14 protein-coding genes are annotated in these 14,239 nt (G+C 53.8%); all 14 read right to left on the reverse strand.

All coding sequences use genetic code 11. The features are described from left to right. Positions 1-281: 281 nt before the first annotated feature. The 14 genes from QZ305_RS08180 to QZ305_RS08245 all read right to left on the reverse strand — a co-directional run bounded on the left by QZ305_RS08180 (position 282) and on the right by QZ305_RS08245 (position 14,051). Positions 282-659, reverse strand: coding sequence for a hypothetical protein (locus QZ305_RS08180; RefSeq protein WP_294731240.1), 378 nt, complete (start codon positions 657-659; stop codon positions 282-284). Positions 660-861: 202 nt separating this feature from the next. Continuing rightward, positions 862-2,235 (reverse strand): NlpC/P60 family protein, encoded by a 1,374-nt coding sequence (locus QZ305_RS08185; protein WP_294731241.1) that lies wholly within the window; start codon positions 2,233-2,235, stop codon positions 862-864. 706 nt (positions 2,236-2,941) lie between these two features. Further along, a complete protein-coding gene (locus QZ305_RS08190) occupies positions 2,942-3,460 on the reverse strand; it encodes a tRNA (cytidine(34)-2'-O)-methyltransferase (RefSeq protein ID WP_294731242.1) in 519 nt (172 codons plus the stop codon). Next, positions 3,457-4,038: an RdgB/HAM1 family non-canonical purine NTP pyrophosphatase gene (gene rdgB, locus QZ305_RS08195; protein WP_366096892.1), complete on the reverse strand. Its 582-nt coding sequence runs from the start codon at positions 4,036-4,038 to the stop codon at positions 3,457-3,459. Before rdgB ends, QZ305_RS08190 begins: the two co-directional genes overlap by 4 nt. Positions 4,039-4,094: 56 nt before the next feature. Continuing rightward, entirely contained in the window at positions 4,095-5,693 is a 1,599-nt protein-coding gene (locus QZ305_RS08200) for a molecular chaperone GroEL (RefSeq protein WP_294731243.1), read from the reverse strand. Continuing rightward, positions 5,683-5,958, reverse strand: a complete 276-nt coding sequence (locus tag QZ305_RS08205; protein ID WP_294731244.1) for a co-chaperone GroES — start codon at positions 5,956-5,958, stop codon at positions 5,683-5,685. The genes QZ305_RS08200 and QZ305_RS08205 overlap by 11 nt, the downstream gene beginning before the upstream one ends. Positions 5,959-6,157: 199 nt before the next feature. Beyond that, positions 6,158-7,111, reverse strand: a complete 954-nt coding sequence (locus tag QZ305_RS08210) for a hypothetical protein (protein WP_294731245.1) — start codon at positions 7,109-7,111, stop codon at positions 6,158-6,160. Beyond that, positions 7,090-8,835 (reverse strand): threonine--tRNA ligase, encoded by a 1,746-nt coding sequence (gene thrS, locus QZ305_RS08215; protein WP_294731272.1) that lies wholly within the window; start codon positions 8,833-8,835, stop codon positions 7,090-7,092. Before thrS ends, QZ305_RS08210 begins: the two co-directional genes overlap by 22 nt. A 384-nt stretch (positions 8,836-9,219) precedes the next feature. Then, positions 9,220-9,381 (reverse strand): hypothetical protein, encoded by a 162-nt coding sequence (locus tag QZ305_RS08220; protein ID WP_294731246.1) that lies wholly within the window; start codon positions 9,379-9,381, stop codon positions 9,220-9,222. Then, positions 9,378-10,532: a toxic anion resistance protein gene (locus QZ305_RS08225; protein WP_294731247.1), complete on the reverse strand. Its 1,155-nt coding sequence runs from the start codon at positions 10,530-10,532 to the stop codon at positions 9,378-9,380. The genes QZ305_RS08220 and QZ305_RS08225 overlap by 4 nt, the downstream gene beginning before the upstream one ends. A 1-nt stretch (position 10,533) precedes the next feature. Next, a complete protein-coding gene (locus tag QZ305_RS08230) occupies positions 10,534-11,247 on the reverse strand; it encodes a hypothetical protein (RefSeq protein ID WP_294731248.1) in 714 nt (237 codons plus the stop codon). Positions 11,248-11,369: 122 nt separating this feature from the next. Continuing rightward, positions 11,370-11,855, reverse strand: coding sequence for a hypothetical protein (locus QZ305_RS08235; RefSeq protein ID WP_294731249.1), 486 nt, complete (start codon positions 11,853-11,855; stop codon positions 11,370-11,372). Positions 11,856-11,952: 97 nt separating this feature from the next. Then, the gene (locus tag QZ305_RS08240) at positions 11,953-13,824 is read right to left on the reverse strand and encodes a heavy metal translocating P-type ATPase (RefSeq protein ID WP_294731250.1); all 1,872 of its coding nucleotides are present in this window, start codon (positions 13,822-13,824) and stop codon (positions 11,953-11,955) included. 11 nt (positions 13,825-13,835) lie between these two features. Continuing rightward, positions 13,836-14,051 carry a cation transporter gene (locus QZ305_RS08245; protein WP_294731251.1) on the reverse strand — a complete coding sequence of 72 codons (216 nt, stop codon included), beginning with the start codon at positions 14,049-14,051 and terminating at the stop codon, positions 13,836-13,838. Between the last annotated feature and the right edge of the window lie 188 nt (positions 14,052-14,239).

The raw sequence follows: 14,239 nt of genomic DNA on the forward strand, positions 1-14,239 counted from the left end.
CATAACTCATCCGCAAGAGCTTGTCAACGACTTTTTTTGAACTTTTTATTCATTCAATTCTCTGATTCAGTTGATAAGTTCAACTGACTTGCGGCTCACTTATAATACCACCGTCTGGTTTCTCCATCAACTGGAAATCATGAACAGAATCCCTGACTGTGTATCCTGCCGGCCGTTTTTCTGAAACCGGTGCAGACATCTTCTACCATATCTGTCCTCCGTTTGGGTGCAGATATAAAAAAGAACCAGTCAGGCCGGTTCTCGGAATCTGCAGATTCGCGTCACTGCGGATCTGCCGGTGTCATAGTAGCGTAATTGATTTTGCTGTCTTTCAGCAAGGCCCAGTTATCTGCTGTCTGCGAAATTTTGCCATACCAGCAGTCTCCCTGCTGCACGACTTCATAAACCGTAAAGATTGCGCTTTTCTGAAGTCTGCCAATAGCCGCAGAACCAGTATCAGGTCCTGCCAGTATATCCACATTCAGCTGCGCCGTGTAACTGCCTGGTTCAAAGTTGACAGCAGCAGCGGCATTTGTCTGTAATGGTCCGCCAGCTGCTTCCGGGGCTTTCAGAAGCAGAGAACCGGAAACGCCAATCAGAAGAATCAGCGCCAGAATGCCAAATATGATACTGGATTTTTTTCCTAGTGATTTTTCCATGTTTCTTCCCCCTTTCACATACTTTACCATATTTGTGAGTTTCCAATTCTGAAAAAGCTCTGCCGATTTCTGAAAATTCTATAAAGTCGCACCTCATCTAAGCAGACAGTTCAGCCTGCAGGCTGGAATCGCATTATCCTGTCCGATCAAATCAACAGTTTTAGCAGATACAAAAGAAAAAGGCCCGAAGGCCTTTTATGATTTATGCAACGTGAATATAACCAATGAGTGTATTGGAACAGCTCACAGAAGCCAGAACTGTCTGGTAACCATTCCATCCACCATGAACAGCCTGTCCGTTGCCTGCGTAGATGGCAACATGTCCGCTGTAGATGATGATGTCACCCGGTACGGGAGCACTGGTCCAGCTGCCGAGAGCAGCATAGTCGCTGGGCCAGCCGTGGAAGTTGATGCCCACAGCCCGCAGCGAGTTTGTCACCAGCATCGTGCAGTCCTGATTTACGCCAAGCTGACCCATGGCAGCGGCCAGAATTGCAGAGGCCTTGTCAGTGTTGACATCCGGAACAGCCGGTGTTTCAGGAAGTGCCGGTGTCTGCTCAGGTGCAGGTGTTTCTTCCGGGACAACCGGTGCTTCGGGAACAGCAGGCGTTTCTTCGGGCACAACCGGTGTCTGTTCGGGCACTGCCGGTGTTTCCTCAGGCACAACCGGTGTTTCTTCCGGAGCCACAGGCGTTTCTTCCGGAACAGCAGGTGTCTGCTCAGGCGCAGGTGTTTCTTCCGGAACAGCAGGTGTCTGCTCAGGAGTTTCTACTGGTGCAGCCGGTGTCTGTTCAGGTGCCGGTGTTTCTTCCGGCGCAATCACAGTGCCGGCTCCGTTGCCATCAAAGACATAGCCGTCTTTTTCTGTGTTGACCAGCAGGCCGCCGTTCTCATCGAATCCATAGGTTGTTCCATCAATTTCCTGAATGGTGTTCACAACCTTGGAGCCATTGTCATTGAAATAGCTCTTTACACCATCCTGTTCAAACCAGCCGGAGCGTACCGTTCCATCCTCGGAAGCAAAATATGTCTGACCATCCGTCTGGAATTCGCCAGTTGCCATTTTGCCATCTTCTCCGAAGAAATAGCGGACGCCGTCAATCTCGGTCCAGCCAGTTACACGGTTGCCGTTTTCGTCAAACCAGTAACGGGCGCCATCGACATCAACCCAGGAGGAAGTTGTTCTGAAGCCTTTTTCATCGAAATAGTTCTGACCATCATCAGACCATCCATGCTTCAGAGATCCTGTGTCCTGAAAATTGTAGTTCGTTCCCTGGATCGTTGTTTCTCCGCTGGCAGCTTTTCCATCGGCCCCAAAATAGTAGGTCGCATTGGAAATGGTCTGCCATCCGAACTGCATTTCTCCCTGTCCATTAAAGTAATAAACTTCATCATCAATTTCCGTAAGACCTGTGGCGCGCTGGCGGTTGGATTCCAGAACATAATATCTGTCATTGTCCTGACCATGCCAGCCCGGCTGAGTCTCATAGGCATAAACAGTGGAGAGGATTGGGCCGGAAGCACAGATGCACAGTGCCACGGCTAAAATTTTGCTGTGTTTCTCAACGAATTTCATTGCCTTCACCTCTTCATTTAGCATGGTGACCATAACACTTGTCACAAACTCTTTCAAATTTCTGTCCAGAATACATCCAGAAAAAAACAGACAATTTCAACCGGTTTCAAAACCTGCCTCCTTTATATAAAGGAGATAACAGACAACTTTGGGAAATTGTGTGAAGTCGTAAGAAATTGTAAAAAACAGCCGTTCTCACCGGCTGCTTAAGGGAAAATTCAGAGTATTTTTGACAAATCCATACACAGATATTGCCAAAAGACACACAATGACAGCGCTTCCAGTATAACCAAGAATCTGAAGCCGGCCAGCAACTGACTGCAGTGACCCGGCCGAGAAGCAGGAAGCGGCCGCTCCCCCGGACAGAATCAGCAGTCCGGCAAAAACCATGGTCCACAGTTTCTCCTTCCTGCTCAGGCCTGCAGAGATCAGCAGACCCGTCAATACAAGCCCCGAAACATCCATGCCGTTTACGGCTCCAGTCAAAGTCACTCTTCCCTGAACAGCCTGGAGAAGCAGACGGACCAGAAAGCTGCCATTCCAGCTGTCAAGGACTGACTGCAGGGAGAACAGTCCATCGTAAGAAGCGGCTGCAGTCATCTGCCAGAACAGCACCCCGATCCAGATACACTGCCAGATCCAGAATCCCTGTACAAAAAGCGACAGAGTGGATTTCCGCCGTTCGGGAGTGCTGAACAGAATGCGGTCAGTCCAGCTCCAGATCTTCAAGAAAGGATTCCCCCTTCAGCTGCTCACTCCGGGACAGCCCCTGGTACTCCCGCTGACGCAGCACTTCATATACGGTTACAGCCACTGTATTGGACAGATTCAGGCTCCGTGCGCCGGAAACCATGGGCAGGCGGAGACAGTCATTCAGATGCTGTTTCAGAATGTGTTTATCGACACCTGTGCTTTCTTTGCCAAATACCAGATACAGATCCTGACCCGTATCACGGAAATCATGCGCAGAAGGCGGTCGTTTGCCATAACGTGTCAGGAACACCATGGGACCTGTGACTGTTTTCTCAAATTCCTCCCAGCTGGAATGACGATAATATGTGCAATCGCGGATGTAGTCCATGCCGGACCGGCGGAGATACTTGTCTTCCAGGGAAAAACCCAGCGGTTCGATGAGATCCACCACACAGCCGGTTGCCATGGCAGTCCGGAAAATATTGCCCGTATTGCCTGGAATCTCCGGCTCGAATAAAACGATGTGAATCAAAGCCGGTCACCCATATCCCGCAGAAACTGCTTCAAGGCGTTTCCCCGGTGAGAAACTTCATGTTTCTGCTCTTCGGTGACATTGGCCAGGGTTGTGCCAAAGGGGGGATAAAAGAAAACCGGATCATAGCCGAATCCGCCAGTTCCCTCAGGTGCCCTGGCAATTTCTCCTTCAACCGTGCCTCTGCACACATATTCCTTGCCCTCTTCATCCACAAAGGCAATCGCACAGACATAACGGGCTGTCCGGTCTTTCCCCCGGGTCAGTTCCATGAGTTTGGCGTTCTTGATGTCATAGGGTGTATCCTCCCCCATCCAGCGGGCGCTGTGTACACCTGGCTTTCCTCCCAGGGCATCAACCTCAATTCCCGAATCATCTGCCAGAGCTGCCATTCCTGTTGCTTCATGAACAGCTCTGGCTTTGATCAGCGCATTCTCTTCGAAGGTCGTGCCATCTTCCACAATGGAAATCGGGGTGGACAGATCCTTGAGTGTGAGGATTCTGACACCCGGCAGCATTTCGCGGAATTCTCTGGCTTTGTGTTCGTTTCCTGTTGCCAGAATCATTTCTTTCATCATATGCATCTCCTTATATATGGTTGTACACCAGGACTGCAGCCTGTCCCTGGTCCGGCTTACAGATACGGCTCGGAACTGCTGCCGGGTACCCGGGCGATTGCTGCTTCCATGGTAATGAAAAGACCGGATACACTGGTGGCATTCAGCAGCGCCTGACAGGAGACCTGTGCCGGATCGGCGAGACCGGCATCGAACATGTTTTTCCAGGTTCCATCAGCTGCATCAAATCCAGTTCCTGCAGGACACCTCTGCAGTTCTTCCACAATGGTTCTGCCATCAAACCCGGCATTGTCGGCAATCTGTCTGGCTGGCGCAAGCATCGCATCACATACGATCTCGGCTCCTTTTTTCCGTGCCGGATCCTGTTCCTGCAGAGTGGACCGCAGCTGAAAAGCTGCCTGGGCCAGTGCGGTACCGCCGCCTGCCGTGATTCCCGATTCCATGGCGCATCTGGCTGCATTCAGGGCATCCTCCAGCCGCAGCTTCTGCTCTTTGCGCTGACTGGATGTCCACCCCCCGCAGTGAATGACAGCCGTGGCTCCCTCCAGCGCTGCCAGCCGCTTTTTCAGCCGGCTTTTCTCCAGGGGATTCTCCTCTCTGTCTGCCAGCAGCGTCAGCTGCTTTTTCCGGGCTGCAATCCGGTCAGAGCTGCCGGCGCCTTCGATGAGGACCGTCTTCTCCCTGGATACTTCTACACTCTTGGCCAGACCCAGATTCTCCAGTTCCAGCTGCTGAAACGGGATTCCGGCTGCCTGCCCGCAGACTGTGCCCCCTGTCGCCACAGCAGTATCTTCCAGCCCAGCCTGGCGTTCCCTGCCAGCACCCGGAGCTGTGACCGGAACAATGTGCAGAATGTCCCTGGCATGATTCATGGCCATGGTGCTCAATGCTTCCTGCGAGAAGGACGGTGCGAGAATCAGCAGGCTGCTGCGGGAAGCCCGGAGTTTCTCCAGCACAGGAAGCAGATCCTGGAGCGACTCCACCGGCTGGTCAGTTATCAGGATCCTCGGATTGTTCATCTGTACCACCGGGGTGTCCAGATTCTGCACCACATACGGAGACGCATACCCCTGGGCAAGTTCCATACCCGGCAGCGTCTCCAGCCAGATATCGGGACCATTGTCCTCTTTCAGCGTCACCAGCCCCCGGGGACCGGCTGCATCCAGTGCCCGGGCAATGATCGCAGCCATTTTGCTGCTTCCGGCAGACAGCCGGGCCACATTCTCCACTGTGCTCTGTGCATCCGCCGGCCGGGCACCGGAACGGATCAGTCTGACAGCCTGATTTGCAGCTGCCTCCATGCCTTCTTTCAGCAGAACCGGGTTGAGGCCCTGACCGGCGGCAGTCAGTCCGGCTTTGATCATGGCCTGAGCCAGAACCACAGCAGTCGTCGTTCCATCCCCGGCTGTTTCATTGGTTCTGCCTGCCACTTCACAGACCAGACTGGCACCCATATTCTGGAACGGATCTTCCAGTCTGATTCTGGATGCAATGGTGACCCCATCGTTGGTGATCAGCGGACTGCCATGATCTGTTTCCAGAACCACATACCGGCCCCTGGGCCCCAGGGTCACTTTCACTGCATCAGCCAGAATATCTGCCCCCTGCTGCAGGGCTTGCTGGGCTTCTTTGTCAAAACGGACTTCAGAGAACATGATCCTGCTCCTGAACCGCCAGAATATCTGCATCCTGCAGGATCAGGTAGTCAGTTCCGGCTTCTGAATAATGTACAGGATCATGGGGATGAAAGAGCACCCTGTTCCCGGGACCGTAGTCCTGATCCTCCACATCCGGTCCCACAGCCACGACGACTCCCAGACATGACGGCTGGGAGGAACTGGTCAGAATGATCTGGCCTTCTGCCGCAGCCTCTTTGTGCTCCAGCCTGAGAATAACGTTTTTGTGCAGCGGTCTAAGCATGCAATGCCTCCTGTCTTTTTGTGTCTATCCTGTATTATACCCGGTTTCCCGGCTCATCCTGACGGTATCAGGCATTGCCAGCTGCCTGATGCCGGTTCCTTTCCTGCACAAAGGCAGAAGAAACGGCTGACCCCGGGGCCAGCCGTCGCTTCTGTACTGTTTGTCAGTCTGATTCCGGTACTGCAGACCGTTCCTGTCTTCAGCTCTCTGTTCGAAGTGCGTTTTCCGGCACTTTCATTCCCAGCTGACCAAGGAATGTTTCGATATCCTGAGCAGCCTCCTTTGCCGGGACAAAACGGATATTCTGTCTCGCCCAGGATTTCACGGCAATCTGTGCATTGGGAACACCGAGCTTGTCTGCACCGACGTTGTCAATTTCCTGCACCATTTCCTCACCGGCATCTTCCGGAGATACCTGTGACAGTGCTTCCTGGAAGGATGTGAGGAAATCATCGCTGACCGTATCCTTCACGAACAGGGCAGCCTGCGGATAGCCCTTCTGATCGGTGCCTTTTTCGTCATACCACAGCTCCTGCAGATCCGCCAGGATCTTCAGGTCGCTGTTTTTGGCCATGGCGGCACTGGCTGCGGGTTCCGCCAGCAGTGCAGACTGGCTCTGACCGGAAAGCAGCGACTGGCTGGCTTCCGCCACGCTGGGATACCAGGAAGGCTGAGCCTGCACCTGTGCGGCTTCCACAGCGTTGTATACCATGCCGGGAATTGCACTTTCTCCAAACAGAGCCACTTCGGTTTCCGGATTGGACAGCGAGTCTTCCCCGGTCCCGATCATATACAGATTGCCCCAGGTCAGAACACCGGCACATTTGTAGGTGCCCGAAGCGCTGTAGGCTTTCAGCCCCAGGTTGACCGGAGCCACAATCACGTCATAGTCGCCATCCGTCTTCGCCAGCTCTGCTGTCACCAGGTCGGTGCCCTCCGTATACTCCACCGTGGTATCCGGATTATCCAGGGTGCCAAACAGAACACCGAGAGCCGGTGCTCCGGTAGGGGTCAGAATCCGGGTGGTTTCAGATACTGCAGGTTCTTTCTGTGTATCCTTCGGTTCTGTGCTGTCCGAACTGCCTGCCTGAGAGCATCCTGCAAGCAGCAGTCCTGCGCACAGCGCAGCTGTCAGTCTCTTTCGAAAAGCCATTTTTCATCAACCTCCTGTGTGAATCTCTTCATCGCTTCTTCCAGCGGCATCGTCTCGGATGCACGGCTGCCGGATTTTCGGATGGTTACCGTTCCGGCTTCCTGCTCTCCGTCGCCCACCACGATCTGATAGGGAACCTTTGCCAGCTGGGCTTCCCGGACACGGTATCCCAGCTTTTCATTGCGGTCATCCACCTGGACACGCATCCCGGCCTCTTCCAGAGCCTCCTGAACCTGTTTCGCATAGTCCAGATGTTTCTGCTGATGAACCGGAATCACCACAAACTGCCGGGGAGCCAGCCACAGCGGGAAGTGACCGGCAAAGTTTTCAATCAGAATGCCGATGAACCGCTCAATGGATCCATATACAACGCGGTGAAGCATCAGCGGTGTCTTTCTCGAGCCGTCTGCATCCACATATGTGCATTCAAACCGCTCGGGAAGATTCATGTCCAGCTGCACCGTGCCGCACTGCCAGTCACGTCCCAGGGAGTCCTTGATGTGGATATCGAGCTTCGGTCCGTAGAAAGCGCCGTCTCCGGGGTTGACCTTGAATTCCCGGCCGGCATGACGGCAGGCATTGGCCAGCGCCTCTTCACTCCGCGCCCAGATTTCATCACTGCCGATGTAGTCTTTTTCCGGCTTGGTGGACAGTTCAATGGAATACTCCAGACCGAATACACCGTACATTCTGTCAATCAGATCCAGAACACCCTTCACTTCACTCTCGATCTGATCCGGTGTCACGAAAATGTGGGCATCATCCTGCGTGAAAGTCCGGACACGGAACAGTCCGTTGAGGGCGCCGGAGGCTTCATGTCTGTGGACCTGCCCCAGTTCGCCGATGCGCAGAGGCAGATCCTTGTAGGAGTGCAGCCCGTTGTTGTAGACCAGCAGGGCGCCCGGGCAGTTCATGGGCTTGATGGCAAAGTCTCTGTCATCCACTTTTGTGGTGTACATGTTGGCTTTGTAGTGATCCCAGTGACCGGAGGTTTCCCAGAGTTCCCGGCTCATGATGATCGGGGTTTTGATGAACTGATACCCCTCTTTGGCATGTTCTGCATACCAGTACTGTTCCAGCGTGTTGCGCAGGATCATTCCATCCGGCAGGAAAATCGGCATGCCGGGGGCATATTCGCTCACTGTGAACAGATTCATTTCCCGTCCCAGTTTTTTGTGATCCCGTTTCTTTGCTTCTTCCAGCGCCTGCAGATGTGAATCAAGATCTTCTTTCGTATCGAAAGCCACACCGTAAATCCGCTGCAGCATCTGGTTGTCCTTGTCACCTTTCCAGTAGGCACCGGAGTGCTTCAGCAGTTTGACATGCTTGAGCTCTTTGACAGAGTCCACGTGCGGACCGCGGCAGAGATCCGTGAATTCTCCCTGGGAGTAGACCGTGATGGTACCATCTTCCAGACCTGAAATCAGATCCAGTTTGTAGGGATCGTCCGCAAACATTTCCAGGGCTTCATCCTTGGAAATCTCCCGGCGGACAATGCGCTTTCCATCCTTGGCAATCTTTTTCATTTCCTTTTCGATCCGGGGCAAATCTTCATCCTTCAAAGACTCTCCCCCCAGATCGATGTCGTAATAGAATCCATCCCGGATCACCGGTCCGACCCAGAATTTGGCCTGGGGATACAGACGCTTCACTGCCTGCGCCATCAGATGGGCAGCGGAGTGATTCAGCGTTGACAGATGTTCATCTTCCAGAATATCAACCATTTCCATATGGCAATCCTCCTTGATGCAGCGTTCCCGGATCAGCTGTTCCGGTTCACCTGCGGACAACGTGAACGAAAAAAAGCGTCTGACTGCAAAAGGACGTCAGACGCGCGGTACCACCTTTTTTCCCCTGAATTCAGGAGCACTCTCGACTGTAACGCAGTCCTGCGGCACTGGCTTTCACCGGCGATTCAAAGGGAGTGAGACATCGTTCCGTCAGAGTGCTTTCACCACCCGCACTCCTCTCTGATCCATCCGGATATCCCGTGGCCTTCTCGTTATCGTTGACTGAATTATGCCCGACTCCATCCGGCTCGTCAAGTCAAACCAATTCTGGCTGCCGCATTGGACTTGTGTCATCCAGCCGGAATGCAGTCCGCCTGCTCAGTGCAGACCGTATCTCAGAACGAAATAAACCACATAAATCCAACCCAGGAGCCCATGGATGACAGCCCACAGAACAGAATGCCAGTTCACATAGGAAATGACCATCGCCAGCGCACTGCCAAAGGAGATTCCGGCTTTTACGTACGAGTTGTCTTTCACGACTGTTTGTCTTCAATGCGGCCGGCTGCCATGGCACCCCGTTCAATCCGGGAAATCCGTTCCTCACCCTGATCTGCCAGCACCCGGAAGGCTTCGATCTGCTCGCGCATTCTGGGCAGAGCTTTCTGTTTGTAGGCATCAATGGCATCCATGGCATCGAAGGTGTTCCGGAAAGCTTCCTGCAGCGTTTCCACGGAAATATTGGCTTCCATGCTCGTCTGCTGGATCTGTGCTCCCTGTGTCTTCAGCATTTCACTGGTGGACTTGATCAGGTCATTGGTCGTCTTGTTGACAGCCTGCACTTTCTCCAGAACGATTTTCTGGTTGTACAGGGCACTGGCAACCGTAACAGCGGTGCGCAGAGCCGAAACAGTCACATTCTGCGCCCGTTCCACCGCCCGGATCAGCTCCTTGTTGTTGCGCCGGACAATTTCCATGGACAGATATCCCTGCTGGTTGACCGCCTGCATCTGCTGCATGTCCATGACCCGCTGCCGCAGGGGAAACAGAATTTCCTCTTCCGCAAACTTGATGCGGTCCGGATCTGCATTGGATACTTTCGCCTGCTCGATGCTGTGCTCCAGCGCCGCGTCCATCTGGGTGCCCAGTTCAATCTGCTTGTTGAGTTTTTTTGTCAGATCCCGCAGAGACATCTGTTCGATTTCCAGTGTTGTGTTGTCATTCTGCAGGGTGCGCTTGCCGCGTTCCAGGTTCTCCAGGATGTTCTCAATCATCCCGTCCGCTTTTTCAAACTTCTGGAAGTAGCTGCGGACCGGGTTCGTGAATCTGGAAAGAAAGCCGGTCCGGCCGAAGTCCACACCGGAAGGATCCAGATCCCTGACCTGTTTGTCCAGTTCCGTCAGTGAATTGACCACCTGGCTGGATTCCCCGCCCTGTTTGGAGAGTGTCCCCAATGTGGTGGACAGAAGTTCGTTCTTTTCCGAGGAACGCCGGACTATATCCGTCCCGAAGCCATCGATCATGCTGGTGATTTCCCGGCGCTGTGCCAGAGAATCCAGATCTATGTCCATGACCTCTTTCGCGTTGGCCTGGGCCTGTGTTTCGATTTTTTCCTTCACTTCCGGTTCAGGCTGCAGAGGCTGCAGCACCTCTTCGCTGTTCAGTTCATCCACATCCATTGTAAATGCCATATCAGTCTGTCTCCTTCTTATGTACCGGCTGTCCCTGTCTGTACAGTCCGGATTGTTCAATCAGCTCGTCCAGCTGCCGCATGGCGCTGCCGTCTGCCAGCTGCGGTGTTGCTTTCAGAGCCTGAATTCTGGTATTCAGTTCGTCGATTCTTGTCAGAATGGCTTCATTTTCCGCAATCTTGGCATCAATGAAGGCAAAGGCATCCTGCATTGCCGGCGGTACAGTTCCCTGCTTCAGAGCTTTTCTGTATCCTTCCTCGTCAAAGAGAAGGATCCTGTCTGCAATCTGCTTCTGGTTGGCCAGAAACAGCATCCGGGCCCGCCGCAGTCCGGTCATGAACTTGTCGATGGAAATGGCGGAATCTCCGAATACGTCATGCAGAACATGATCCATTGCTGCCGTCTTTTCCTGCAGCCGGGCCAGCTGTTTCTGGCATTCCCGGATCTGTGTCCGGAAGCATTTCGGCTTCAGTCTGGAAAACAGCAGCGACACCGCCTCAGCTTCATCCCCGTTGACTGCCGGGTCTGCGGTTTCCTGCCGCACAGAATGCAGCGCCCAGACCCACGCGGCACAGACCGCCGCAAGGAACACGAGGATCACCACCCCCAGCGCCGTGGCACCTGTCCGGAAAGCAAAAAGAGAAAACACCGCAAAGGCTGCAGCCAGCAGACCGCAGGCTACATGGATGATGATCGGTCTTTTGTCACGATTCATGGGCAAATTATAGCATACTGTCACCAGCCATCTGCAGGAAAAACCGGGAAGACAAACGCGGCGGTGCGCTGTCTTCCCGGCTTGTATGTATTTCTTCTCTGCAGCAGATGCTGACCGGCTGATCAGTAGAACGGGTAATACCAGATCTGATCCTTGTCGAAGTCTGTGGTTTCCAGAATGCGGTTTGTCACATTCAGACCTTCCATGACATCACCGGCAGTAATGTTGTCAAACTTGTAGGGAAAATGTCTGACAAGTCCTTCGGGATTCTCTGCCTTCCAGGCATTTTTGTACCGCAGCACCAGATTGTCCGGATCGGGTTCGGCGCCTGTGGGTACGATTTTCGCATCGTCTGCCGCAGTTTCCAGCATGGACTTCAGCGCTTCCAGAACCGGTTTTGTCAGACGGAACGGATCCCCTCTTTTGTGCAGTACTTCTCCGTTGTTCATCAGCCAGATGTGAATTCCCCAGGCTGAATTCAGATATCCCACTTCCTCCGTGCCGATGATGGTTCCCAGAAAGTCGGTATCATCCACTCTGGGAGAAGTGTAGCCCTTCGAAACCAGCAGAGCTTCGGGGACCTTGAAAAAATGCATTCCTAAACTCATTTCAGTTCCTCCATGCGCATCCGTCACTGGATGCTTATGATTTACAATACCATGAATCCCTGGAGGAATTCGAATGATTTGCTGAACAATCCGCGAATTATTTCCTGTCCAGAGAAATGACAGGAACCCGCAGGCAGCGCATGGCATTCAGGATGCACAGGAAAGCGACACCCACATCCGCGAACACCGCAGCCCACATGTTGGCCAACCCCAGTGCACCCAGAATCAGGATCAGCACTTTCACCGCAATGGCGAAGAAAATGTTCTGGCGCACGATCCGCAGCGTTTTGTGCGCAATGGCAATGGCCGTCACAATCTGGGAAAGGCGGTCTTTCATCAGAACCACATCTGCTGCTTCGATGGCCGCATCACTGCCCAGAGCTCCCATGGCAATGCCGACATCCGCTGCTGCCAGGACCGGCGCATCGTTGATGCCGTCGCCTACAAAGGCGGTTTTGTTCTGCTCGAGAAGATGTGTCAGGATTTCCACTTTATCCTGCGGCAGCAGCCGGGCGTGATATTCATCAATGCCCACTTCACCGGCAACACGCCGGGCCACCTGTTCGTTGTCTCCGGTGAGCATCACGAATTTCTTCAGGCCATACTGCCGCAGCAGAGTCAGGGCAACCCGGGAATCTTCCTTGATCTGATCGGAGATTTCAATCATCCCGGCATAGACACCATCCACAGCTACATAGACCACAGTTCCCATCCCGGATCCTTCCGGCAGCACATCCGCCGGAATGCCGCTTTCAATCATCAGCTTTTCATTGCCGGCCAGGACCCTGGAGCCGTCCACCAGGGCTGATACACCCTGACCTGCCACTTCCTGTACCTTCCCGGCTGCCGGCAGCGGCTGGTTTGGCAGCTTGTGGGCTTTTTCCAGAATGGACTGGGCGATGGGGTGACTGGAATGGCTCTCGGCGGCAGCCGCCAGAACGAGAAGCCGGTCAGCGGACAGATCCGCTGGCTGAATATCCGTCACCTGGAACGTTCCTTTGGTGATGGTTCCCGTCTTGTCGAACACCATGGTCTTTACATCCGCCAGGGCTTCCAGATAGGTGCTTCCCTTCACCAGGATTCCGGCTTTGGATGCCCCGCCGATTCCGCCGAAGAAGGACAGGGGAACCGAGATGACCAGGGCGCAGGGACAGGAGATGACCAGGAACGTCAGCGCCCGGTAGATCCATACGTGCCAGGGCTGGGCAAACAGCAGGGGAGGCAGTACAGCCAGTCCAAGGGCCAGTCCGCAGACTACCGGGGTATATACCCGGGCAAATCTGGTGATGAACTGCTCTGCCGGTGCCTTGCGGTCCGTGGCGTTTTCCACCAGTTCCAGGACTTTTGCCACCGTGGACTGACCATAGGGTCTGGTCGTTCTGACATACAGCACCCCGGTCTGATTGATGCACCCGGAAATCACTTCCGAACCGGGATGGACATGCCGGGGAACTGATTCACCGGTGAGAGCCGAGGTGTCCAGACTGGAATCTCCGTTCTCCACAACCCCATCCAGCGGAACCCGTTCTCCGGGTTCCACCACAATGACAGTTCCGGGCTGCACCTCTTCTGGATCCACCTGGCGGATCGTTCCGTTTTCTTCAATGTTTGCATAATCCGGGCGGATGTCCATCAAAGCGGCAATGGATTTCCGGGACTTGCTGACGGCATAGGACTGAAACCACTCTCCGATCTGATAGAACAGCATGACAGCCACAGCTTCATCCAGCTGTCCCAGAGCCACAGCCCCCAGGCTGGCCACGGACATGAGAAAGTTCTCGTCAAATACCTCCCCATGGGCAATGTTGATGGCGGATTTGCGCAGGACATCATAGCTGATCAGCACATAGCCTGCCACCATCAGCCAGACATAGCCGTTCCAGCCTGCGTGTTCCGCAGCAATGCCGGCTGCATACAGTCCGGCTGTGATTCCGATCCGCAGCAGGCCTTTCTTCTGTTTTTTTGTCATGGAACCCTGCCTCAGCAGTACAGCTCACTGTCACTGTCCACCCGCCGGCAGGCCTTCCTGGCTTCTTTCAGAATGTCGTTCAGGCGGGCTTCATCACAATCCAGAACGAGTTTCTGTGTCATGAAATTGACACGGGCTTCATTGACGCCATCGATTTTTCGGATGGCATCTTCGATTTTGGCAGCGCAGTTGGCGCAGTCCACTTCCATTTTGTATGTTTTTTTCATTGCTCTTCTCCTTGGTTGAATCGCTGTTCAACTGTTGTCTGTATTGTATCAACAGTTGAACGCTCATTCAACTGTATGACAGTGAATTTCTGCATTTTTTGTTTCCCTGCTGATGCTGACCGGCTTTCCCTGCATGTCCGGAAAAACAGCGGCAGGACAGCAGAAAAGGCGCCTTCTTCCGCAAAGGA

Source organism: uncultured Faecalibaculum sp., from assembly GCF_910588395.1.
GTDB lineage: Bacteria > Bacillota_I > Bacilli_A > Erysipelotrichales > Erysipelotrichaceae > Faecalibaculum.